22 protein-coding genes are annotated in these 25429 nt (G+C 40.7%); 12 read left to right on the forward strand and 10 right to left on the reverse strand.

The features are described 5' to 3' along the window. Window positions 1-35: 35 nt before the first annotated feature. On the reverse strand, window positions 36-2744 hold the full coding sequence (gene topA / locus N523_RS0106690) for a type I DNA topoisomerase (RefSeq protein WP_028835835.1): 2709 nt from the start codon (window positions 2742-2744) through the stop codon (window positions 36-38). 253 nt (window positions 2745-2997) lie between these two features. Then, a complete protein-coding gene (locus N523_RS0106695; protein WP_028835836.1) occupies window positions 2998-5709 on the reverse strand; it encodes an Ig-like domain-containing protein in 2712 nt (903 codons plus the stop codon). Window positions 5710-5894: 185 nt separating this feature from the next. On the opposite strand from N523_RS0106695, the gene N523_RS0106700 reads away from it, so the two are divergent. Continuing rightward, window positions 5895-7226, forward strand: coding sequence for a dicarboxylate/amino acid:cation symporter (locus N523_RS0106700; protein WP_013464802.1), 1332 nt, complete (start codon window positions 5895-5897; stop codon window positions 7224-7226). 83 nt (window positions 7227-7309) lie between these two features. Here the strand turns inward: N523_RS0106700 and sohB are convergent, their stop codons facing one another. Together sohB and N523_RS0106710 are read right to left on the reverse strand one after the other, a co-directional pair. Beyond that, window positions 7310-8326: a protease SohB gene (sohB, locus tag N523_RS0106705; RefSeq protein ID WP_028835837.1), complete on the reverse strand. Its 1017-nt coding sequence runs from the start codon at window positions 8324-8326 to the stop codon at window positions 7310-7312. A 100-nt stretch (window positions 8327-8426) separates the two neighbouring features. Further along, window positions 8427-10862: a VolA/Pla-1 family phospholipase gene (locus tag N523_RS0106710; RefSeq protein ID WP_028835838.1), complete on the reverse strand. Its 2436-nt coding sequence runs from the start codon at window positions 10860-10862 to the stop codon at window positions 8427-8429. A 207-nt stretch (window positions 10863-11069) separates the two neighbouring features. Here N523_RS0106710 and N523_RS0106715 point away from each other — a divergent pair, with 207 nt between their 5' ends. Then, window positions 11070-11816: a YciK family oxidoreductase gene (locus N523_RS0106715; protein ID WP_028835839.1), complete on the forward strand. Its 747-nt coding sequence runs from the start codon at window positions 11070-11072 to the stop codon at window positions 11814-11816. 61 nt (window positions 11817-11877) lie between these two features. Here the strand turns inward: N523_RS0106715 and rluB are convergent, their stop codons facing one another. The 4 genes from rluB to N523_RS0106735 form a co-directional block, all read right to left on the reverse strand. Beyond that, window positions 11878-12747 (reverse strand): 23S rRNA pseudouridine(2605) synthase RluB, encoded by an 870-nt coding sequence (rluB, locus tag N523_RS0106720; protein ID WP_008110001.1) that lies wholly within the window; start codon window positions 12745-12747, stop codon window positions 11878-11880. Beyond that, window positions 12744-13334: an SMC-Scp complex subunit ScpB gene (gene scpB, locus N523_RS0106725; RefSeq protein ID WP_013464798.1), complete on the reverse strand. Its 591-nt coding sequence runs from the start codon at window positions 13332-13334 to the stop codon at window positions 12744-12746. The genes rluB and scpB overlap by 4 nt, the downstream gene beginning before the upstream one ends. Before the next feature lie 151 nt (window positions 13335-13485). Then, complete coding sequence (locus N523_RS0106730; RefSeq protein WP_028835840.1) at window positions 13486-14007, reverse strand: EF-hand domain-containing protein; 522 nt, start codon at window positions 14005-14007, stop codon at window positions 13486-13488. 201 nt (window positions 14008-14208) lie between these two features. Beyond that, window positions 14209-14640 carry a hypothetical protein gene (locus N523_RS0106735; RefSeq protein ID WP_028835841.1) on the reverse strand — a complete coding sequence of 144 codons (432 nt, stop codon included), beginning with the start codon at window positions 14638-14640 and terminating at the stop codon, window positions 14209-14211. Window positions 14641-14880: 240 nt separating this feature from the next. Here N523_RS0106735 and xthA point away from each other — a divergent pair, with 240 nt between their 5' ends. The 3 genes from xthA to rlmA are packed head-to-tail and all read left to right on the forward strand — an operon-like array spanning window position 14881 to window position 17140. After that, window positions 14881-15687 (forward strand): exodeoxyribonuclease III, encoded by an 807-nt coding sequence (xthA, locus tag N523_RS0106740; protein ID WP_028835842.1) that lies wholly within the window; start codon window positions 14881-14883, stop codon window positions 15685-15687. Window positions 15688-15692: 5 nt separating this feature from the next. Continuing rightward, the gene (locus tag N523_RS0106745) at window positions 15693-16340 is read left to right on the forward strand and encodes an energy-coupling factor ABC transporter permease (RefSeq protein WP_028835843.1); all 648 of its coding nucleotides are present in this window, start codon (window positions 15693-15695) and stop codon (window positions 16338-16340) included. After that, window positions 16337-17140: a 23S rRNA (guanine(745)-N(1))-methyltransferase gene (gene rlmA, locus N523_RS0106750; RefSeq protein ID WP_028835844.1), complete on the forward strand. Its 804-nt coding sequence runs from the start codon at window positions 16337-16339 to the stop codon at window positions 17138-17140. Before N523_RS0106745 ends, rlmA begins: the two co-directional genes overlap by 4 nt. Here the strand turns inward: rlmA and yfbV are convergent. After that, entirely contained in the window at window positions 17124-17570 is a 447-nt protein-coding gene (gene yfbV, locus N523_RS0106755) for a terminus macrodomain insulation protein YfbV (RefSeq protein WP_016899917.1), read from the reverse strand. The genes rlmA and yfbV overlap by 17 nt on opposite strands. A gap of 253 nt (window positions 17571-17823) precedes the next feature. Here yfbV and N523_RS0106760 point away from each other — a divergent pair, with 253 nt between their 5' ends. From N523_RS0106760 to N523_RS0106790, 7 genes are all read left to right on the forward strand, one after another. After that, a complete protein-coding gene (locus N523_RS0106760) occupies window positions 17824-19038 on the forward strand; it encodes an acetate kinase (protein WP_028835845.1) in 1215 nt (404 codons plus the stop codon). A gap of 1 nt (window position 19039) precedes the next feature. Beyond that, entirely contained in the window at window positions 19040-21193 is a 2154-nt protein-coding gene (gene pta / locus N523_RS0106765) for a phosphate acetyltransferase (RefSeq protein WP_013464790.1), read from the forward strand. 221 nt (window positions 21194-21414) lie between these two features. Continuing rightward, the gene (locus N523_RS0106770) at window positions 21415-21801 is read left to right on the forward strand and encodes an ACT domain-containing protein (RefSeq protein ID WP_024602576.1); all 387 of its coding nucleotides are present in this window, start codon (window positions 21415-21417) and stop codon (window positions 21799-21801) included. 3 nt (window positions 21802-21804) lie between these two features. Continuing rightward, window positions 21805-22302, forward strand: coding sequence for a PTS glucose transporter subunit IIA (locus N523_RS0106775; RefSeq protein WP_028835846.1), 498 nt, complete (start codon window positions 21805-21807; stop codon window positions 22300-22302). 4 nt (window positions 22303-22306) lie between these two features. After that, window positions 22307-22651, forward strand: coding sequence for an ArsC family reductase (locus tag N523_RS0106780; RefSeq protein WP_013464787.1), 345 nt, complete (start codon window positions 22307-22309; stop codon window positions 22649-22651). Beyond that, window positions 22651-23781, forward strand: coding sequence for a succinyl-diaminopimelate desuccinylase (gene dapE, locus N523_RS0106785; RefSeq protein ID WP_013464786.1), 1131 nt, complete (start codon window positions 22651-22653; stop codon window positions 23779-23781). Before N523_RS0106780 ends, dapE begins: the two co-directional genes overlap by 1 nt. Beyond that, a complete protein-coding gene (locus N523_RS0106790; RefSeq protein WP_028835847.1) occupies window positions 23781-24476 on the forward strand; it encodes a M15 family metallopeptidase in 696 nt (231 codons plus the stop codon). The genes dapE and N523_RS0106790 overlap by 1 nt, the downstream gene beginning before the upstream one ends. Here N523_RS0106790 and N523_RS0106795 read toward each other — a convergent pair. Continuing rightward, window positions 24463-25338, reverse strand: coding sequence for a DMT family transporter (locus N523_RS0106795; RefSeq protein ID WP_028835848.1), 876 nt, complete (start codon window positions 25336-25338; stop codon window positions 24463-24465). The genes N523_RS0106790 and N523_RS0106795 overlap by 14 nt on opposite strands. Between the last annotated feature and the right edge of the window lie 91 nt (window positions 25339-25429).

A 25429-nucleotide genomic window follows, 5' to 3' on the forward strand; every position in this document is an offset into this window, starting at 1 on the left:
CCGGTTTTTTATTACTTAAAGCGGTGAATAATTAATTATTCATCGTCTTTTTTTACTTTTGCTTTCGCTTTACTTTTAGCAGGCGCTTTTTTAGCGGCGGCTTTCTTTTTAGGCGCGGCTTTTTTCTTAGCCTCTTCTACCCATTTACCACCTTCGTAGTGTGCCGTCCAACCAGTTGCTTTGCCATCAACCTCAGTCATTACATACTGTGATTTATTCTTACGACTGTAACGCACAACAGCAAGATTACCATCAGGATCTTTAGCTGGTGCATCAGCTAAGTAGTAAAACTTAGGCGAAATACGATCTCTAAAACGCTGTAACTCTTCTACTTTGGGGGCGCGTGTTTCTCGTGATTTAGGGAACGTATTTGCTGCTAAGAAAATACCTGCAGCACCATCACGTAATACAAAATAGGCTTCAGACTTTTCACATTCTAATTCAGGAATATGAACGGGATCTTCTTTTGGTGGCGCGGCTTCGCCATTTTTTAATAACTTACGGGTATTTTTACACTCGTCATTGTTACAGCCAAAATACTTACCAAATCGACCTGATTTTAATTCCATATCAGCGCCACATTTATCACATTCAATAATAGGGCCGTCGTAACCTTTAATTTTAAACGTACCCTCTTCAACCACATGCCCATGACACGCTGGGTTATTACCACACACGTGTAGTTTACGGGTTTCATCGATGAGGTATGAATCCATCGCTGTTTCACAAATTGGACAGCGCTTCATTTGCATTAATGTTTCTGTTTCAACGTCTTCAACATCAGCTGCAACCGCTTCATCACCCGACACTAAGTTCATAGTGGTAGTACAGCGCTCTTTAGGTGGCAGGTTATAACCAGTACATCCTAAGAATACGCCCGTTGAAGCAGTACGAATACCCATTTTTCTGCCACACGTTGGGCAGTCAATGTCGGTTTCTACCATTTGATTAAGACGCATACCGCCTTCATCGGGTTCACCTTTGGCAATATTCAATTGCGTTGAAAAATCAGCGTAAAACTTATCGAGAACTTGCGTCCAAACACGCTCACCTTCGGCGATATCATCTAAACGGCCTTCCATTTTAGCGGTAAAATCGAAGTTCATTAAATCGGTAAAGTTTTCAACAAGGCGATCGGTGACAATCTCCCCCATTTTCTCCGCGAAAAAGCGACGATTTTCTACTCGTACATAACCACGGTCTTGTATCGTTGATATAATAGAGGCATACGTGGAAGGACGACCAATCCCACGTTTTTCAAGCTCTTTAACTAAGCTTGCTTCACTAAAACGAGCCGGTGGCTTAGTAAAGTGCTGCTTAGGATCAAGCTCAACTAACGTGAGCACCTCGCCTTGCTTAACAGCAGGCAGCGATTGATCTTCTTCATTCTTTTTACGTACTGCCGGTTGCACTTTAGTCCAACCATCAAAACGTAAAACACGGCCTTTTGCTTTCAATGTAAAATCGTTGGCAGCGACCGTTAAGGTGGTTAAATCGTACTCAGCTGGCACCATTTGACAGGCCACAAACTGACGCCAAATAAGCTCATAAAGCTTTTTCGCATCGGCATCCACACCTTCAACATGCCCAGAAAGTACAGATACGCTAGAAGGACGAATCGCTTCGTGCGCCTCTTGTGCATTACCTTTAGAGCTATAGTTAATCGGATCAGCAGGTAAATACTTGGCACCAAACTCATTGGTTACGTATTCGCGACACATTTCAACCGCATCTTTCGATAAATTAGTTGAATCGGTACGCATATAAGTAATATAACCCCCCTCGTATAAACGCTGGGCAAGCATCATGGTCTTTTTAACGCCATAACCTAATCGGGTACTTGCTGCTTGTTGCATTGTTGAAGTAATAAATGGCGCACTTGGACGGCTTTTACTTGGTTTCTCTTCAACGCTGACAACTTTATATTCGGCATTCTCAAGGCTTTTAACTGCTGCACTAGCCTGAGTTTCATTTACTGGCTTAAATGGCTTGTCTGCTTGTTTAGTGACTTCTAAACGTAGGTCAGACTCGCTATTTTTAACATCGGCATGAATGTCCCAAAATTCTTCAGGAATAAATGCTTTAATTTCACGTTCGCGTTCAACTAATAAACGCACTGCAACAGATTGCACTCGACCCGCTGATAAACCACGCGCTACTTTAGCCCATAATAGGGGCGATACCATAAAGCCAACAACACGGTCTAAGAAGCGACGGGTCTGCTGTGCATAAACCATGTCGGTGTTTAACTCACCTGGGGTTTCGAATGCTTGTTGTATTGCATTTTTAGTGATTTCGTTAAAAACAACACGCTTATATTTTTCTGGCTCGCCACCAATTATTTCTTGAAGGTGCCAAGCAATAGCTTCCCCTTCTCTATCCAAATCCGTTGCGAGATAGATTTGATCAGCATTTTGGGCAAGCTTTTGTAATTCTTGAACAACCTTTTCTTTACCCGGCAATATTTCGTAATGTGGCTCCCATCCTTTTTCAGGATCGATGCCCATTCGCGCGACTAAGTTAGTATAGTCACGTTGCTGTTTATACGCTGCTTTCTCATCAGGTGGCATTTTACGCACCTCAGCAGGCGTTTTGCTTGCTGGTGCTTTGTTTTTGCCAGAACCTGAAGTAGGTAAATCTCGTACGTGTCCAATACTGGACTTAACGATAAAATCATTACCTAAGTATTTATTAATTGTTTTAGCCTTAGCAGGTGACTCTACAATTACTAGCGATTTGCCCATAGTTGCCTATTTCTAACCTAGTTTTTTAAATGTGTTTAGCCGACTCATGCGGCGCGAATATTTATAGGTATATCTACAAACACTAGTTCTTACAAGCTTTTAATACAAACTTTTCAGTATTTACTGAATAAACAAACAATTTCTGTTGTAAATTTAATCAAACCAGTGCTTTTTGAATAATTGATGTGGAATATATAGAATAGAAACAAAAATGCCAACCTTATTGGTTGGCATTTTCTATGCTTTATTAATTTTAAACCTTAGGCTCGTCTAAAATCGACATCACGGTATATTGAGTTTTCACTCCACCAGGGGTCACAAATTCGATGTATAAAAAGCCAGAATCAACATCATTTGGCTCAGCCTCTTTTGTAATATTTACTGAAACAGAGATAGGCACTTGTTGAGCAGTATTCACAACGGTGTAATCTGTTAACCCTCTTAACACACCATTGTCGGCAGTGACAGTAACTGTAGTACCTGCAGGCAATGGATTATTATGAATATCACTGAAGAAGATAGTCACTGAAATCGCGCTGTAAGGTGTGGAATTGCTAATATCAATAAGGTTTATGTCACACATACCCGCCATATCGGAAGCTTCTAAGCGAATACCATCACTTAAACTACAGTCATCTAAAGCCGTTACAGCTCTAATGTAAGGTGTACTTCCAGACATCACTAACTCTGAACGATCGCGTACATTTACTGTTTCACGCGTACATGCATTTGCAGCAAGCGCCTCGTCACTACATAACAAGCCATTGTAAATGCCATCGCCGGAATCAAACTGACCATTATTTAGTGCACCAGAGCGCTCCACATACCACTCATCCTCACCGCCATTAGAATTTACAGGGTTCGCAGGTGCGGGTAAATTTCCGTCAAAAATACCGTTTTCATTAAAATCTATAAATGCTTCAGGTAAATCTTGTAATGTAGAATCAAACTCGTTTTGATTAAATTCACCGTTAGCAGATACATCATTAAATGATTCTTCACCCACTGAGTATGCTAGCAAGCTTACACGACCACCTAATGGATAATCTATTGGCGCATTACTTGGCGCATCCGCAAGTGATATCGGGTTACCACTACTATCAAGATAGGTAAGTAGATTGCCGTTTGTGTCTAGTTGTGACTCTCTGATACCTAATGTACAAGGTGCTGCTTGACCAAAAAAACGGTCACACTTATCAGCCACAGAGTTTTTATAAATGCTGTAATGATAAGGAATTGGGTTTTGGCTACGCCACTGCGCTTTACACACACCATCTATGGTGCGACAAAGTAATAAAGGTGTAAATTGTTGATCATCTATTGTGCCTACTGCACCACCTTCGCTGGCTATATAAATTGCCGTGTTATCAGGAACAAAATTATTAAAGTGATCGGCTGCAAATACAGTTAAGTCTGTAGTCACCCCAGCTTCATTTAGTGATTCTGTATTAAATGTTTGTACTGCAAGCGTAAAACTGTCTTGATCTGGCACACCAGTGGTAATGGTTATGTCATTTGACACAATAGAGATCACATTATTTTGTGATGTATCGCCACTCACAACTTGATGTGATGCAATAACAGATAAAACTCCTGCGGCTCTTCCTGAGCGGACATTTACAGTCACTAAACCTTCATTATTGGTAAACTGAAATGCACTGTCTAGCAACGCGCCGCCGGGGTTTTGCGAAAGAGCAAAATCAATTTGCTTTTGACCAACAGGGTTACCATTAATATCTAAAAGTTTAAAGGTAAGCTCTGAATTTTCAGTGAGAGTCTGACCGCCAGCTCCTTTAATAGCTAACACTTGATTGGTCACACCCATAAACGCGATTGAACCCGTTTGAGCGGCAGCTACATTAATATTAATTGTTTTAGTGGCAACGTTGCCACCGGTAACCACGGTTGCTGTAATCGTATCTATACCATTACAACCATCCGCTTTATAAGTTGCGCTTGCCGTGCCGCCAATGCTAGTTACCACACTATCGATAGTGGCTCTAGGAGTAGATTCTTCTGCACATGCCGAGGTAAATTGTACTTCAAGTGGAGTGGTGAATAAGTTATTGCTGCCATCTACAATCTGAGCGGTAATAATAGTAGTAGAACCTGCAGACAACACATCACCAGTTGCAATACCCGCGCTTAAATTTACATTTACTTGGACAGCGTTAATTTCAAATAAAGCACTCGCAACGCCGCCCTGAGCGGTTAACTCAACTTGGCCAACACCTGAGCTACTGCCAGGCAATAAATTCAAAATAGCAACACCAAACGCATCCGTTTTAGCCGTTAAGCTTTCAGGTAATAAAATACCTAGCGTTGTTGTCGCTTGAACCAGTACATTACTTGCTGGCGTATTACTGCCAGGTTTGGTGATTTTTGCGTATACAATAGCTTGTTGCCCAAGTAAATTACTATTTTGAGAACAGTCAGATGGATCAAGCTCTATAGAATCTCTGTCTATATTTAACCAACTATCAGGGCAGTTTTGTAAAATTTTAATGTCAATATTTGCGGTTGAGTCATTCGATTGAGGCTCATCACCTGCCGTGTAAAAGCCAAGTTTACTTGTTGCGTCTTCGTAGCTGGCAACAATGGTTCCTGCTCCTTCAACACTACCCGCGCTAAGCTCGATAGTTGCAACACCGCTGGAATTTGTTAAAGCGCTACCTGTAGCCGGTATAAAAGAACCCAGTGTTGTGGTAAAGCTGACCTCTTGACGCACAACAGGTTGACCATCACTTCCGGTTACCGTTGCAACCACCTCTAGCGGGTTATCGGCAGTAACAATTCTATCTTCAAAATCAAGTTCAACTTGAATTGCTTGTTCGACAACGTCTCCACCGGTGCCTCCAGTATCACCGCCAACGGTTCCACTTTCTTTTTCCAGTGAGCCACCACCGCCACAGGCGATGAGTAATGTGCTGAGCCATATAATGCTGAGCAAACGAGTTAAAGGCATAGGTTTCTCCGTTGCGCTATTACTAAGTTAAACTTATTTACTTAATGTTAACCTATAACTTAGTCTAAAATCTCAGTTTTTTACTCCTTTTTTTGATAAAAATTTTTAAAAAGTTGACGTTTTTTCTGTAAAAAAAATTACATGCTGTTAGTCTATGCCAAATTTATAAAAAATAGATTGGAAATATGTCTAAAATCCGTTCAATGAGTTTAACTACTCGCATCATGATTGGTATGGTGCTTGGTGTTGCAGTAGGCTTTATATTTCAGGCTATATTAGCTGGTGAAGACGATTACCTAATTCCTCTTGGGTTATTCTCTTTGCCAATTAAAGCCTTTTTTGTTGATGGCCTTTTTCATGTAGGTGGGCAAATATTTATAGCCAGTTTGAAAATGCTGGTTGTGCCTTTAGTATTTGTATCGCTGGTATGTGGTACCTGCAGTTTAAGCGATCCGAAGAAATTAGGCCGTTTAGGCGGTAAATCAATTGGTTTATACTTAGTTACAACGGCAATAGCGATTACAGTCGCGATTACCTTAGCGCTACTATTCAACCCGGGTGAAGGCATTGGGTTACCCTCTCAAGCAAGTTATGATGCCAAAGAAGCGCCTACTTTAGCTCGCGTAATTATTGATATGTTCCCTACCAACCCTTTTGAAGCAATGGCAAAGGGAAACATGTTACAAGTAATTGTGTTTGCTCTATTATTCGGTATTGCAATGGCACTTAGCGGAAAAGCAGGTAAACGTGTCGCTACTGTATTTGAAGACTTAAACACCGTTATCTTAAAACTGGTTACTTTGCTAATGAACATTGCCCCTTACGGCGTATTTTTCTTAATGGCTAAATTGTTCACTACCATTGAACTTAACTTGATTGTGAGTTTAGCTAAGTACTTTGGCGTGGTTGTATTAGCCTTATTACTACACGCATTTGTAAACTACACCCTGCTGCTAAAAATACTCACGGGTCTAAACCCGCTCACTTTCTTGGCTAAAATGAAGCACACTTGTTTATTTGCTTTTAGTACCTCAAGTTCAAGTGCAACTATGCCTATTACACTTGAAACGGCAACTAAAAAGCTTGGCGCTAATAATTCGGTCGCTTCGTTTACTATTCCGCTTGGTGCAACCATTAACATGGATGGCACCGCAATTATGCAAGGTGTGGCTACGGTATTTATCGCTCAGGTATTTAGTGTTGACTTAACTATTTCTGATTACTTAATGGTGATACTAACTGCAACGCTTGCCTCTGTTGGTACGGCGGGTGTACCTGGTGTTGGTTTAATTATGCTAGCCATGGTACTTAACCAAGTTGGCTTACCTGTTGAGGGCATCGCCATTATTATTGGTGTAGACAGATTGCTTGATATGACCCGTACAGCAGTAAACGTAACGGGTGACTGTATGGTTACGTGTGTCGTCGCTAAAAGCGAAGGTGAACTGGATGAAAGTATCTTTAACGACCCAAATGCAGCAAAAGATTTAGAGGACTACCACAAATCTATTGATTAGTATTTCTGACAATAGTCATAAAAAAAGCCTTGCTACTTCGTTAAGTAACAAGGCTTTTTTGTTGGGTTTAAGTGATTAAATTATTAAGGGTTTAACGCCTTAAACTTTGACATTAAACTTACACCCGCTTTATTCACACCATGGCTCAAACCCATTGCCAGCTTGTCACTTAATCCTTTTTTAATCTTGTATTGCACTTTATAAATTTGATAGTGCTGTTGTTGCTCTAACAACGCATCATCGCTGGTTTTAATAGTATCGACTAACCCTTTTTCAATTGCTTGGGTTGCAAACCAATGTTCACCCGTTGCCACTAAATCCATATTTAAACTTGGGCGCTGAGTGCTCACAAAAGTTTTAAACAATACATGAGTTTGCTCTATCTCTTCGCGGAACTTTTCACGGGCTTTATCGGTATTTTCACCAAATAAAGTTAACGTGCGTTTAAATTCACCCGCCGTAATTTGCTCAAACTCGACATCATTTTTCTTTAAAATTTTATTAAAATTTGGAATTTGTGCAATAACACCAATAGAGCCAACAATTGCAAACGGTGCTGCAATAATATGATCAGCCACACAAGCCATCATGTAACCACCACTGGCGGCGACTTTATCTATTGATACAGTCAACTCAATACCGGCTGACTTTAAACGTTGTAATTGTGATGCGGCTAAACCATAGCCATGTACCACGCCACCACCACTTTCAAGGCGAACTAACACTTTATCTTTTTTTGCATCCGCTATCGAAATTATCGCGGTCACTTCTTCGCGCAAGCTTTCTACTTCATGTGCGTCCATACTGCCATTAAAGTCAATAACATAGAGTCGTGATTTAGGCGCTTCTTTGTCCGCTTTTTTTTGCTCTGCTTTTTGTTGTTTTTGATAGGCTTTTAACTCTTTTTTACCTAGCGTATTATTTAAAAAGCTTTCTTTTATATTGGTCAGCTGCTCTGATAGGTCATCAATTTCAATCTCACCTTTTTTCGCTTTTGGCTTAACAGCCGAGCTTACAATTAAGGTTAAAATCACAGCAATAGCAATAACAAAGGTAATGGTTTTTGCAAAAAATAAGCCGTACTCGTATAAAAATTCCAACTGTGTTCTCCGTTTATAAATTTCAGCCAATTTAGCATGCTTTAAAATAAAAAAAAGCCACTATACAGTGGCTTTTTAGACTTAATTGGGTGGTTGATTATTAATTAGTCACAATATCAGTATCTGATACAGATAATAAACGTCCACGCGATGCTAGATAAGTTGCAATTTGCAATTGCATTTCTGCATTAGCTGCTGCGCTGCCCGCTGCTGTAGACGACTGTCTTTCATCTTGCGCCGGTGTTAATACCGAGCCATGATGACCTGTGTTAAATTTAACTAAATAGCTAGCCCCCATCTCTGTTGGTGCTTGAGATGTACTCACTGTTTCTAACCCCATGAAGTTAGCTAGAGGCAGTGTACCTGCAATTGGGTTGTTAGCAGTCATCGGCGGAATAACTTGGTCTGGCTTGTTACTATCAGTGCCATCACCAACAACAACATTCATATACACAGGTGTTTCTAGTGCTTTAACGGTTGCTGCGTAGTTAGTCGGATCGCCGCTATCTAATGCTGTTTGTGCTGCAAATACAAACTGCGTCATCACGCCCTTAATGTTAGCCAATTTATCAGCTTCTCCCGCCATCGTTAGCGATGCTGCAAATTCATTAAAGCCACAGCTTAAGAAGTCCTGCATGTCTGGTAACAAGGCGCCACAGTTTGATAACGCACCAGCATTTAAGAATGCATTAAACTCGTCAGCTTCAGCAGTTCCAGCTTGAGAAAGTACAGAGCCTTGAATAAATGGACCAAACGCGGCTGACTCTAATAAGAAGCTAGCAATACCGCCACCGCCGCTTGCCAATGCAACAGCATTAACTTTAAAGAGTGGGTCTACTTGATCAGCCAATGGGCTATTCGCTTGTGCAATAAATGCAGGCGCTACAATTGAGCCCAGTGAATGGCCAATATAAGATACATCTCTAGAATTGAGTGAACTATCACCACTGAAGTTTAAGCCTAAACGTAAACCAAGTAAGTCAGCACTTGACTGGCGTAAGCTGTCTCTAGCGACCAATAACGAGCTTAGGTTCATGTAACTAAGTACAGAGCCTGATGTTGCGTTAAAGTCATCTGTGCCATCAACATCAACATCTATTCCACGCTCGCCATGACGAGGATGGTCAATTGCAACCGTTGCAAAGCCTTGAAGTGAAAGCTGCGCTGTTAGCGTTAACATGCTTTCTTTTTGTGTGGTAATACCGTGTTGCATAATAACCACTGGCCAGCCATTTTCTGGCATAGCAGCAAAAGGCTCTAAACCTAAGCCTGTTCGGTACGCATTAACAACCGGTAAAATCGGTTTGGTAATTTGTACTGGCACATTTTCCATACTTTGCATTTTAGGAAGTGAGTTATATTTAGTTAAGTGTTTAGTGCTATCAAGCCCTAAGTCACGAAGCTGTCCATCACTCAAAGCAGCACACATCGCATCGTTAGTGCTAATGGGATCAGTTGGGAACGCTTCACCCGCTTGCGCTTTGTAACCTAAAATAGCAACGGCACTGTCACACATACCTTGCCAGTAAGTATCATTTAAATCACTGATCTCTTTACCCGTAGGTGTACCTAAATACATAGGTAGCTGGATGCTGCCTTTTTGATACTGTGCTACTTGGAATACGTCAGGCACCGTTACACCTTGTATTGCAAACGCTTGTTGTACATTAGCCATAGGCTGTGTTGGAATTTGCAACGCAGGCGTTGGAATTGTTGGCTCTGTTAAGCTTGCTGCTAAAACCTTTTTAATCGTGCCAAGCACAGGACCTGCTGATTGCATTGTCATGGCAGCTGAGTAAATAATATCGTCTTTGGTGATATTTCCTGAGCTTACCACTACGTTTTCGTAGCTGTTAACAGCCCCTTGCAGCGCAAGTTGTGATGGCGTTACTAACGGCGCTTCTTGTTTAACAGTCGCATATGTTGATGATGGCTCAATTGAGCGACCTTCTGAATCTTTAAGCCCAGTCGTTAATACATTAATGTACGAGCTACCAGCCTTAAATGGCTTAAGTGGAATAATTGCAACCGCGTCTCCAGAGCCTTGTGTAACAAAATCAACACCAAAGGTTAATTCGCCCACTAATTTACATGCAGCACCGGCTGGTGCTTGTGAGCATTCGGCATCTGTTAGGCTTGCACCCATGATCACTTCAAAAATACGTACTGAGCCTGGTGAAGCTGCAGACGTTTCATCTAGGCTAATGCCCGGTGGAAACGTTAAATCTATTTTAAAAGGAACTTGCGTAGACCAGCCATCAAGTGCCCCTAGTGCAAGTTGCGGATCCGCATACGCAGCGCGAGGGATAGAAACATTTTCGTCATTTAGCTCACCAGGAATGTTTAATGTGCCATCGCGCGTACCGCTCATCAATAAATCATTAGGAACCGAAATTACACCATTTGCAGGGTCAAATTTTACCGTAGCTTTTGGAATAACTGTAACTGAATCGTTTTTAACATCTTCTAACGTTTCTCCGCCGCCACAGCCTGCTAATGCAGCTGCAACTGAGAGCGAGAGTAGCATTTTTTTCATAGTGTTCTCCGCACAAATCTTATTTTTATAGTGTGTTTATAGTCAGTGTAATTAAGTTAAAATAATGTAGCTAGTATATTAATGAGACATTAGACCAGTTAAACTTAACGTAAACTTTCTAGTTTCGCCACCTAAATTTGTAATAAATTCGATTACTTGTCGATTTGCTATGTTAAAATCAAAAAAAATTTAAACATTGGTACTTTTATGCATACCTATCAAGCAACTGAAAACGCACTTAAAGACAAAGTAATTTTGATAACAGGCGCAGGTGATGGTATCGGCCGTGTTGCAGCAATTACTTATGCTAAACATGGTGCAACCGTTATTTTATTAGGAAAAACAACTAATAAACTAGAATGTGTGTATGACGAAATCGTCAATGCAGGCTACCCACAGCCAGCGATTGTGCCTATGGACTTAAAAGGTGCAACTAAACAAAACTACCGCGACCTTGCTGCAACTATCGAGAGCCAATTTGGCCGCCTTGATGGACTATTAAATAACGCGGGTATTTTAGGTACTTTAGGGCCGTTGGAGCACTTTTGTTCATCAACATTCGAAAATGTAATGAAAGTAAACGTAACTGCACAAGCGATGATCACCAAAGCGTTGTTCCCTGTAATGCGTAAGTCAAAAAGTGCTTCAGTGGTATTTACCTCATCGGGTGTAGGTCGTAAAGGAAGAGAATTTTGGGGACCTTACGCTATTTCTAAGTTTGCGGTAGAGGGTATGATGCAAACATGGGCGTGTGAAGTTGAAAAAACGCCAATCCGTGTTAACTGCATCAATCCAGGCGCAACACGTACATCAATGCGTGCAAGTGCATTTCCAGGTGAAGATCGTGATTTACTAGCAACACCTGAAGATTTAATGCCAACTTACCTGTATTTAATGAGTGATGACTCAAAAAATATCAATGGCCAATCGTTAGACGCACAAGCTAAAAAGTAATATTTAGTTTTAAACGTAAAAAAGCCGCTATAAAAAGCGGCTTTGTTGTTTTATGCTTTAATTACTTACGTTTAGTCGGTTTTACACGTTGATTGTGCTTTTTAACCGCCTTGCGAATTTGGTTTATTTTAGCGCGCTTGTCTTTACGCTTTTCAGGAATAACCGACAGCTTAGTTTGTGTTTCTTTGCCAAGCTTTACTGTTTTACGTAAATAGTTAACCGTATCTAAATCATACTCAATCCAGCCACCTTGCGGTACACGCTTATCAAGCTCTAATTTACCGTAACGAATACGAATAAGACGTGATACTTCCACATCTTGTGATTGCCATAAACGACGCACTTCACGGTTACGACCTTCGTTAAGCGTTACATTATACCAACGATTAATACCTTCACCGCCCATAGGCTTGATACCAGTGAACTTTGCGGGGCCATCTTCAAGTTCTACGCCACGCAATAAGTTTTTCATTGTTTCGTCAGTGACTTCACCAAATACACGTGCTGAATATTCGCGTTCAACTTCATAGCTTGGGTGCATTAAGCGGTTTGCCAATTCACCGTCATTGGTAAACAGCATTAGGCCTGAGGTATTCACGTCTAATCGGCCTACTGCTATCCAGCGATCGCCATCAATACGAGGTAAGCGGTCAAAAACGGTTCTACGGCCTTCAGGGTCTTTACGCGTACTTAACTCGCCTTCTGGTTTGTTATACATAATTACACGACAAATTCTGTCTGCTTTTTCTTCTATTTTAACGGTATGGCCGTCAACACGAATTAAATCGGTTTCTTCAACCCTGTCGCCTAACTTAGCTACTTTACCATTTACACTCACACGATTTGCATCAATGTATTTTTCCATTTCACGGCGTGAGCCTACACCTGCACGGGCTAGGACTTTTTGTAACTTTTCACCTTGTATACTCATTCGGATGGTTCTCTCACAGAAGGATCACTTAATAACTGGGTAATTTTACTTTGCTGTTGCTCTGGCAATGCGGGTAAATCATGAAGTCCCGTTATCGAAAAATAATCTAAAAATTGTTTAGTCGTTGCATAAAGTGCCGGTTTACCGGGTACTTCTTTATGCCCAACTACTTTAATCCACTCTCTTTCAAGCAGAGTTTTAATAATATTTGAGCCAGTTGCTACACCCCGCACTTGCTCAATTTCACCACGGGTAATGGGTTGCTTGTATGCAATTAACGACAGGGTTTCGAGTAAAGCTCTCGAGTATTTAGGGGCACGTTCTTGCCATAAATTACTCAACCATGGGCTTAAACTACTGCACGCTTGAAAACGATAGCCACTGCCTACCTCAACTAAACGTATTCCACGCGTCTGATAGTGAACTTGAATGGCCTCTACAGCATCATTAATGCGCGCCATAGAAATTGCTAAGTCGTTTAAAACCGTGTCCTTAAGATGACGTTTTGATACGGGTTTGCCTGCCACAAAAATCGCCGCTTCAATGATTTCAATTAATTGTTCATCACTAATTCGCCGACCAACCATAATCACTCTAAAGTTAATAAAAACACACAGCCATCTATTATGACAGAACAACGGCAAACTAGGAAAACATATTAATAAAATAACATTTTATAGGTATAAAAAAGCCAGTGAAAAACACTGGCTTGGTATCAAGTGTATTTAATAATGTAATTTAGCTATTTTTAAATTGCTCAAGTGCATCGTCCTCTGCAACAGAATCACCATGCTTTTTGATATAGCTATTAAACTCTTTTTTACTTACTCGTTTATCTTTATTGCTGTCCATGTAACCAAAATGATTTGAAATATCATCATCGTCAGCTTCAGAAACTGAAATAAAACCGTTGCTATCATTATCTAAGCTTTTAAAGTCATTTTCTATTTTATCAAACTTCGCAATATCAGCCTTAAATGCAGACTCACTCACTTCACTATCTGTAGCAACTTTCCCAGCATTTAGCTGCATATAAGCATCATATTCATTACGGCTTATTTGATTATCCATATTTGTATCAATATTTGAAAAGTGCTGCCAAATACTATCATCGTCGGCTTCTGTTTTAGAAATAAAGCCATCGCTGTCGTTATCTAAGCTTGCAAAATCACTGTCGATTTTTTCTAAACCTTGATTTGAAGAACAAGCGGCTAAACTCAATGCGGCTAAAACAGTAGAAGCTATCGTTAATTTTTTCATCAGACGTATCCTTGTATTAATAAATTTCAAATCTAGTGATACAAATACGATGCCAAAAAAAATAAACCCTTAAAATCAAACAATTAACCAAAAACAACTTCTATTGCGATATTTAATAATGCAATTTTTGCAAGCTACTCTGGTAATTTTTGCAAAAAAAAGCTCGGTAAGAACCGAGCTATTTATATCTAATACGGTAATTTAGATTGCAGCGTTTTGGTAACGCTTAACAAAATCAGTAACGCTTTGGCCATTACACTTTAATGAATTTAAGTTACCAATTTGCTTACGTACTGGTTGTAAGCCTTGCTTTAATGCAGTCATACATAACTGTGTTTCTTGGTGTGAATCTTTTGCAAATACTTCTACTTTAGACACAACTGATTGTGTTGCTGCTTCTTTTTTTGCAATGTCACGGATGTCTTGACCGTTACATAGGATACTTTTTGAATAACGCGATAAATATACACCGTGCTTTGCTGCCATTTTACGAGCAGCCGAAAACCCCTCATTGGCGCTTACAACACATAAATTAGACTCTAATTTGTTGTCTTGGCTGTAATACGTATTGCTTTGCGCAGTAGCAGTTACAGAAACAAAAAGAGAGGTGGCTAAAAGTAATTGAGTTTTCATCAGGTGGTCCTATTTGAACGAGTTAAACAAACGATTTTTGCGCATTATATAGACAACTTTTAACATATCAATTGAATATTTTATTTATTTTATTATTTAATATTGCATTTACAATGTTTAAACATTAAGCAAAAATTGATCAACATTTGTGCAGCTATTTTCTCGTTTCAATCATGTTATGTCACTCCAAATACTGATACAATTTAGCTAACAATGAAAATAAATTTGAAGGTAAACTTTATGAAAGTGATTTCTTTTAATATCAATGGCCTGCGTGCTCGCCTACATCAGTTACAAGCTATTATTGATAAACACCAGCCAGATATTATTGGTCTTCAAGAGATCAAAGTGCACGATGAAGCATTTCCGCTAGACGATGTACAAAAAATGGGTTATCACGTTTATTTTCATGGACAAAAAGCGCATTATGGTGTGGCAATGTTATGCAAAAAAGAACCTAAGTCGGTATTAAAAGGCTTTACCACCGACACAGATGAGTCGCAAAAGCGAATGATCAGCGTTACCGTAGAGCAAGAAAATGGCCGTGACCTACATGTCATGAATGGTTATTTCCCGCAAGGCGATAACATCAACCACGAAACTAAATTCCCTTATAAACGTCAATTTTATCAAGACTTAATGACTCACCTAAATAGTCATTACACGCCTGATCAAGATGTAATTGTAATGGGCGATATTAATATCTCTCCAACCGATTTAGATATTGGTATTGGTGAGGTAAACGCAAAACGCTGGTTAAAAACCGGAAAATGTTCATTTCAACCCGTTGAGCGTGAATGGCTAGCAACGTTATTAAACTGGGGCTTTAAAGACACCTTTAGAGAGCAAAACCCAGAAACTAACGATCAATACTCGTGGTTTGACTACCGCTCTAAGGGTTTTGTTGATAATCGTGGACTAAGGATTGATGTGGTTTTGGCAACGCATGACTTAGCAGCTCGCTGTATCGACACCGGTATAGATTACGAATTACGTGCTATCGACAAGCCTTCAGATCATGCGCCTATTTGGTCTGAGTTTAATTAACGATTATGCTAAGCGTGCAATTACAGGCATTACTGTGGATTGGTGTTATTGCTATTGGCTTTTTAAGTGTTAATAAATCAACATACGCCAATTTATTTAATACGCCAGCAAGGCAAACGGGCGTTTTTGCCTGCGCGCTGGTGCTCGCTTTACTATGGCGTATAAAAGCCGGTATTTTACCTAGTCTTGATCTTCATATATTGGGCATTACTGCTGTTACGCTGATTTTAGGCTGGCGTCTGGCTATTTTAAGTTGTGTATTAGCAACAGCCCTGCTAACTGCTTTTGGACAAATAGCATTCGAGCTGATTGCGGTAAAATTACTAATAAGTGCGTTTATTCCAGTATTATTAAGCTACTTTGTATTTATGCTTTGTTACCACTACTTAGCGCGGCACTTTTTTATCTATATATTTGTTTGTAGCTTTTTAACGGCTGGTGTCGTTGCTTGCGTTAACATTATACTCGGGGGTGTTTTTTATTACGCAATTGGCGAATATAATTGGCATCAGCTAACAGAAAACTACATTTATCTCAGTCCTATTTTAGCGTTTCCTGAAGCAATGCTAAACGGTATGGCAATAACTGTTATGATCACATATCGCCCGCACTGGGTAAAAACTTTTTTTGATAAGGACTATTTAGGCTCATGAGTCTTCATTACCATTGCCCTATTTGCAAACTTCCATTGGCACTTAATGAAAAAACATTACGTTGTGATAATAATCACAGTTTTGATTTTGCCAAAGAAGGCTATGTAAACTTACTCCCCGTGCAAAATAAAAACTCTAAACAGCCCGGTGACTCTTTAGAAATGGTACAAGCAAGGCGTTCTTTTTTAGAGCAAAGCCATTATGCATTTTTACAGACGGCCTTAGCTAATTTAGTCAAACCGCTCAATGCAAATATAGTAATTGATTTAGGGTGTGGCGAGGGGTTTTACACCCATGCTATAGCAAATAACACGCAAGCTACTGTGTATGGTGTTGATATATCTAAGTCGGCGGTAAAATACGCAGCAAAACGATACAAACAATGTCAATTTAGCGTGGCATCAATAAGCCACGCGCCCTTTAATGATCACCTTGCTGATGTGTTAATTAGCGTGTTTGCCCCTTTGTTTGACGATGAACTTTCTCGCCTTGTTAAAGAGGATGGCTGTTTAGTGGTGGCAAGCCCTGGGCCTATGCACCTCAAAGAGTTGAAAAAATATATCTATAATACGGTAAATGAACATACTGAAGTTGCTACGCCAACAGGCTTTAAACAATCATCGCAACAGCTCATTACAGAGCAAGTGTCACTCACATTTAGCGACGTAAGAAATTTAATAATGATGACACCCTTTGCATGGAAGTTCAGACCCGAGCATTGGCAGGCACTTGAACAAAAACAGCATCATAAGGTTACCTTGTCATTTTATATTAGCCAGTTTGTTAAAACTGCTCTTTAGTAAAGGTTTTATCCATTTTATCAAACATGTCTTTTAACAATTCAGCAAGCTCCAAATAGCGGGGCTTGTTTTTCCCCATTTGTGCGTCGTAACCGTTGGCGATCATTTTTGCAAACAACTCGTTGTACCATTGCAGCATAGCGGGTTCTAATTCTGTTTGCGCACGTTTACCTAGCCATAAAAGCCCTTGTAACGGCAAGGAGATAAAAAATAGACTACTGGCAATAGCTTGAGGTAAAAAATCAGGGCCTAAATAATTAAGCTGAAAAAACAAAGTTAGCATGGCTAAAATAGGCATTACCGTAATCGCAAGCTCGGTTGCTCTGATCACTTTAAACTCGGCAAATAATGGCGCGACCTCTTTACGCATAGGCCATGTTTTAGCATAAGCGCGCCCTAATTGAACTTGTGATATCACACTTTTTTGCATTATAAATCCTCACAATCATGGCATTTAACACTTGTAAAAGCATCTTGCTTATAAAAGTGTAACACAACTCTCACTTTATCGGTAAAAATGCTTAATTTCATTAGTAAAACTCACAAAAAGCATAAATTATTGAAAGAATTCCACAAGGCCCTTTTAATAAAGTCAACTACACTTTAGTCTATACCCATTTAAGCTTACAATGCTTATATATCAACCAAGTGTACTGATTAATATTTAAATGGAAAATGAATCTATGCCAACTCTCCCAAAAAAACCAAACCATGTTTTGGTACTTAATTGTGGAAGCTCAAGTTTAAAGTTTGCAATTATTGATGCAAACACAGGAAAAGACATTATTTCAGGTTTAGCTGAGCGCCTAGGTGCAGATGCTCCCTCAATAAAATATAAATTTAAGGGAGAAAAGACCACCATTAAACTTGCTGCTAATCAGGCACACGCGCATGCCATTGATACGCTGGTTGATTTAATAAAAGATCACAATCTTGATGAGCAACTAGTTGCTGTTGGTCATCGTGTTGTGCATGGTGGTGAGCATTTTACCCAATCAGTATTAATTGACGAACGCGTTATTGCAGGTATCACGCAAGCAGCCACGCTAGCACCTTTGCATGGCCACGCTAACTTGCTGGGTATTTCATCAGCGCAAGCATCATTTAAAAACTTACCGCAAGTAGCCGTGTTCGATACGGCATTTCATCAAACAATGGATGAAGTCGCTTATCTTTATGCCCTTCCTTATCAGCTTTATAAAGACTTTGGTGTTAGGCGCTATGGTTTTCATGGCACCAGCCATTTTTATGTGGCAGGGCAAACTGCGAAGTTATTAGCACTTCCTATTGAAAACAGTAACTTTATTAGCGCTCACTTAGGCAACGGCTGTTCAGTGTGTGCGATTAAAAATGGCAAAAGTGTTGATACCAGTATGGGGTTAACCCCGCTTGAAGGGCTTGTTATGGGTACGCGCTGTGGCGACATTGATCCGGGCCTATTTAACTTTTTAACCACGCAACTCGATTACACTGCTCAGCAAATTGATGACTTACTCAATCAAAAAAGTGGTTTATTAGGCATAAGCGAGTTGTCTAACGATTGTCGTACCATAGAAGATGCCGCTATTGCAGGCAACCAGCAAGCTATGCTGGCACTTAATATGTTTTGTTACCGCCTCGCAAAACAAATAGCCGCTTACATGGTTCCGCTGCAACAGCTAGACGCAGTTATTTTTACCGGCGGTATTGGCGAAAATTCCGATATTATCCGTGATAAAGTACTTAAACAATTGGCCTTTTTAGGTATTAATTTAGACCCACAAGCAAACCTTGATGCACGTTTTGGCCAAGCTGGGTTAATTAGTACAGCTGATTCACGTAGCAAAGCGGTTGTTATGCCCACTAACGAAGAATGGGTGATCGCACTTGATGCCGCAAACATCACTAAGGAGTTATAATATGGCTCGTCGTATTATGTTGATCCCCGTTTCTACTGGGGTTGGTTTAACCTCAGTATCGGTGGGTTTGGTAAGGGCGCTGGAACAAAAAACTGTTAAAGTTAATTTTTTTAAACCTATAGCCCAACCACGCGCGGGTGAAACAGGCCCAGAAAAGTCAACACAAATTGTTACCCAAGGCTCACCTATTGATCCACCCACGTCATTTGCGCTGGATTACGCCGAGCAAATGATTGGCGATGGCAAAGGCGATGACCTGCTAGAAGAAATTGTAGAGCGTTTTCAAAGTAAAATTAACGATGATGAAGTGGCTATTATTGAAGGCATGGTGCCTACTCGTCGCCAACCGTATGCGGGCAGAGTAAATCGCGAAATCGCACAAACTTTAGGGGCGGATATCGTTTTTGTACTTACCCCTGGCAATTACAACATTACTCAAATTGAAGACCGACTAGAAATAGCCGCTGGCAACTATGGTGGCATTGACCACCCTCGCGTGCTTGGCTGTATTTTTAATAAAGTGAACGCCCCCCTTGATGAGGAAGGTCGTGCTCGCGCCGATTTAGTCGATACCTATAAGCCAGAAGCGCTTGATAACGAATTAAACCGCTTAGCTTCTTTACCTATTTTTAGAAAAAACCCGTTTATGTTACTCGGCGCTATTCCGTGGGATTTTGAACTGGTTGCCCCACGTGTTAAAGATTTAAGTGCCTATTTAAAAGCCACTATTATCAACGAAGGCGATATGGTACACCGCCGACTTAGACGAATTACATTTTGTGCCCGCACCGTATCCAATATTTTAAACTATTTTACGCCAGGTGCGTTATTGGTTACCCCTGGCGATCGCTCTGATATACTCGTTGCAGCTTGCTTATCGGCCATGAATGGCACAAAACTAGGTGCAATTTTACTTACCGGTGGTTTTGAACCTGAGCCGCGCATTATGGCGCTATGCGAACAAGCTATGCAAACTGGTCTGCCAATTTTGGCAACCGAGGGCGATACCTGGCGCACTTCTTTATTGCTGCATAACTTTAACCTAGAAGTGCCTAGCGACGATGAACAACGCATAGAAAAAGTAAAAGACCACAACGCTGCACATATCGATTCTGATTGGCTGGACACATTAGCAAAAAGTGTGGGAAAAACCCGCAAGTTATCCCCGCCGGCCTTTAGGTATTTATTAACCGATAAAGCACGTAAAGCGGATAAAACGATTGTACTGCCTGAGGGTAACGAACCTCGTACCATTAAAGCCGCTGCTATTTGTGGCCAGCGCGGCATTGCTAAAACAATTTTACTTGGCGATCGCGATGAAATATTTCGAATCGCGGAGCAACAAGGGATTGAACTGAACGAGCATGTGACTGTAATAGAGCCAACTAGTATTATTAATGACTACGTAGCACCTATGGTCGAAATTCGTAAAAACAAAGGCTTAACTGACGTTATTGCAAAGGAACAACTGCAAGATAACGTGGTACTGGGCACCATGATGCTAGAGCAAGGAAAAGTAGATGGGCTGGTTTCAGGGGCAGTCAATACCACGGCCAATACCATTCGCCCGCCTTTACAGCTGATTAAAACCGCACCGGGTTCATCATTAGTCTCGTCGGTATTTTTTATGTTATTGCCTGATCAAGTGCTTGTTTATGGTGACTGTGCTATTAATCCTGATCCTAATGCTGAACAACTAGCCGACATTGCAATTCAATCTGCCGATTCTGCTGCCGCATTTGGCATAGAACCTCGTGTAGCAATGATAAGTTACAGCACGGGTAATTCGGGCAGTGGCGCTGATGTAGAAAAAGTCCGCGAAGCAACAAAAATTGCCCAACAAAAGCGCCCAGATCTCATTATCGATGGGCCATTGCAATACGATGCGGCCATTATGGAAAGTGTAGCTATTAAAAAAGCGCCAGATAGCCCGGTTGCCGGTAAAGCAACCGTGTTTATTTTCCCTGATTTAAATACGGGTAATACCACCTACAAAGCAGTGCAACGAAGTGCCGATTTGATCAGTATTGGTCCTATGTTACAAGGGATGCGCAAACCCGTTAACGACTTAAGCCGTGGCGCATTAGTTGACGATATTGTGTATACCATTGCTTTAACAGCCATTCAGGCGGCGCAAGTAGAAGCGCTTAATTAAGGCCTGTAATTAACATGCCCTTTTTATAGCCTAGCCATTTTTTATTTAATAATTAAATGGTTAGGCTATTTATACCTCACAACCCCCAAGCTTATCCACAGAAATTGTGGACAATTATTTTTTAGCTAATAAAAATATAGCACTGCCTAAACTTGAGCCTTTAATTTAGCTTCAATACTCTATACTATAAAGCTATTATTTTGCTGCTGGCGATACGTTTAATGTCAAAACAAACATTACAATTACACAGCACCGTGTTATCTATTCATAGTTTAGCCCTTGATGCTGACATACCGCCTGCGCTGTTAAAACAACCGTTATTTTTTATCTCAAAAACGCATGATGAACTGTCAGTTGTTTGCCCTGTCGACTTTATTATTGATAGCCAAGATACTGAATCTAATTGGCAAGCACTGGAAGTGATAGGCCCTTTAGGATTTTCGTTAACTGGCATTATGGCAAATCTGTCAGGCGTATTAGCCAGAGCTGGCGTGTCCATTTTTTCGATATCCACATATGATACCGACTATATTTTAGTAAAAAAACAAACGGTCACCAAAGCAATTACAGCCCTTAAAGCCGATGGCTACAACGTGGTAACTGAATAAATAATGAAATCTGAAGACGTTAGCTATTTAACTAAAAATAAAATTGGCCGAAACGCGATACAAATCACGAGCCCATTCAGTGGTAAAGTGATGCCAATGGAAGAGCATCCACAACCCTTTTTTCGTTTTGGCACACTCGGCCCAGGTATTGTTGTTAGCTTATCGAGTCATAAAGTATTAGCGCCCTTTAATGGCAACTTACTGCAAGTAAAAAGTGCCGGTTGTGAATTTATTTTAAAAGCCAACAACGGCTTAAAAGTATTAATAAACCTAGCGGTGCCCGATTCACAAACTCTTACGCATACTCATATTGCTCAGCTTAACGGCAGCAAAATAACCAAAGGCCAACGCCTTGCCTATTTTGATTTACGTGAGCTCGACTCGCCTATTTTAGCCAGCCTTATAATTCTCAATGGCCATAATTTAGGCACTTTTCATTATTCTCACCCGCAAGTTAATGCCGGTGTAGATACCTTATTAACTATTATTAAAAAGAAGTAGATTTATGATCACTCTCTATGGCATTAGCAACTGCGATACAATTAAAAAAGCAAAAAAATACTTAAGCGATAACGACATTGCATTCACTTTCCACGACTATCGCAAAGACGGCGTTAATAACGACATGGTAAGCGACTTTGCAGAACATATTGATTGGGAACAATTGGTTAATAAGCGTGGCACAACGTACAGAGCGCTCACTGATGAGCAAAAACAAAGCTTGACTAAACAAACCGCTATAGATTTACTCGTTGAACAACCGGCGATGATCAAACGTCCTGTTCTTGTTAATAACGGGCAATATCACTTAGGCTTTAAAGCAGCACAATACGATGAGATTTTTAAATAATGACCCATCCAGTAATTACCCTAGCCCAAGCCTTAATTCAGCGAGAGTCGGTTACACCTGAAGATGCCGGGTGCCAACATATGATGAATGAACGCCTAAGCGCCATTGGCTTTGATATTGAATCGCTCTTTTTTACTGACACGCTCAATACTTGGGCACGAAAAGGCACGCAATCACCGCATTTTTGTTTTGCCGGTCATACTGATGTGGTGCCCACTGGGCCTGAAAAAAACTGGCAGCACCCGCCTTTTGCAGGCCTAATTGAAGACGGCTTATTACATGGCCGTGGCGCTGCCGACATGAAAGGCTCATTAGCAGCGATGATTGTGGCAACCGAACGCTTTGTGACTAAGCATCCAGATCACAAAGGCTCCATTTCGTTTTTAATTACCTCAGATGAAGAAGGCCCGTTTATTAACGGCACCACGCGCGTGATAGATACTTTAGAGGAGCGCGGTGAAAAAATAGACATGTGCCTTGTAGGTGAACCCTCTTCTCGCGATGTACTCGGTGATGTGGTTAAAAATGGCCGCCGTGGTTCACTCACGGGGTTTTTAACTATAAAAGGCGTGCAAGGTCATGTGGCCTATCCACATTTAGCACAAAACCCAATTCATTTAGCCACGCCAGCTTTAACCGAGTTAAGCCAAACTGTGTGGGATATGGGTAATGACTTTTTTCCAGCCACCAGCTTTCAAATCTCTAATATTAATGGCGGTACGGGCGCAGGCAATGTGATCCCTGGGGAGCTAGAGGTACAATTTAATTTTAGATTTAGTACCGAAGTTACTCATCAACAACTACAACAAAAAGTAAATGCCATTTTACAAAAACACAATTTAAATTATGAACTCAATTGGATTGTGAATGGCTTGCCGTTTTTAACCGATCACGGCCCATTGGTTGATGCCACCGTAGCCGCCATTAAATCGGTAACGGGGTTAACCACTAACTTAGAAACAACAGGTGGCACCTCAGATGGTCGTTTTATCGCACAAACGGGTGCTAAAGTTATTGAATTAGGGCCACGTAATGCCACTATTCATAAAGTGGACGAGTGTGTTAGCACCGACGACCTAATCGCGCTGGCCGATATTTACGAACAAATATTAGAGCACCTGTTAACTTAATGACTGCAAATAAAGAACTCATACAATGCATCACTGGCCAAAGTGATGCACATTTAGTTGCCATACAAAATCACTTTTTGCATGCCGATATTGTAAATGACTTTATTGCACTGCAAACAGCGGCTGCATCAGCAGGCTTTGATTTATGTATTGCATCAAGTTTTCGGGATTTTAACCGTCAATCAGCTATTTGGAACGCTAAATTTTCCGCTAAGCGGCCGGTATTAAACAAAGCGCAGCAACACGTTGATATTAATTCGCTCAGTGATATTGAGAAATGCATTGCCATTATGCTTTATTCTGCGCTACCGGGGGCAAGTCGCCATCATTTAGGGACTGATTTAGATATTTACGATAAAGGCGCAGTGAGTGACGATTATGTTTTGCAATTGAGCCCTAATGAATATCAGCAAGGTGGGCCTTTTGCTAAACTAAGCCAATGGCTAGACACTCATCTAGCAGAATTTGGATTTTATCGACCTTACCAGTATGACTTGGGCGGGGTAGCTCCTGAGCTTTGGCATATTAGCCACATAGCGCAATCAGCGCAGCTTATTCGTCACCTTACGCCAGAAGTGTTGCACGACTGCATTAAACACAGTGATTTATTAGGTAAAGACGCTATTTTAACCCACTTACCTGCATTGTATGAACGCTTTGTGATCAATGTAAGTCCACCAGCTAAGCAGTTTTAGTCTTTTTATTTAAAGTAAAAACTAATACCGCTAGTAAAATGATACTGCTGGGGAGCATAAATTGTACAGTTAATGTCTCTGATAAAAACACAGCCCCTGCAATAGCCGCCAAAACGGGTACGCATAACTGCACTATGGCTGCATGCGTGCTCTTTAATAGTGGCATAGCCACATACCAAATACTGTACCCTACGCCAGATGCGATGGCACCTGAGGCTATTGCAAGTAACGCCCCTTCGATACGTATATTTTTAAGCTGGCTCATTCCCACCACAATTAAAATAGGTAGCACTAATAAACTACGAATAAAATTAAAGGCAGTGGCTCTTAGCGGCGACACACACGCCTTGCCACGAATACTGTAAATTCCCCACGCAATGCCACTTATACTCATTAATAATGCAGCCATCAGCGGTGGTGCTGTCTGTGAGGGCAGCATTAAGTAAACAAATGCCGCAAACGCCACTATAAATGCAAGCCATTGCACAGCACTTAAACGCTCTTGTTTATATATGCCCCAGCCAATCATTGTAAATTGCACCGCCGAGAATAAAATAAGCGCCCCCATACCGGTATCAAGCTCGATATAAGCAACAGAAAAACACAGCGCATATATCAATAAGCTAGCACTGCTTCGCCAACTGCCAGTATCGTTAATAATAGGATTACTTAACTGCGCTTTTTTATTTAACTGCCTAGTATAGAGCAGCATAATAATGGTCAAACACACTGCCCCGCTCAGTAACCTAATAACGGTAAAATTCCACGCATCAATGTAGCCTTGCGCCAACGCTAACCGACATAATAACGAATTTGCAGCAAAGGCAACTAACGCGATAATAGTAAACAGTGTTGCTTTCAAATTAATTCCTAACGTATTGATAAATATGTACCGTACTTATATACCGATTAAATTAACGTCCAATGTTGTAAACGTTACCATGGTTATTTTT

This window comes from Pseudoalteromonas sp. 23_GOM-1509m, from assembly GCF_000518425.1.
GTDB lineage: Bacteria > Pseudomonadota > Gammaproteobacteria > Enterobacterales > Alteromonadaceae > Pseudoalteromonas > Pseudoalteromonas tetraodonis.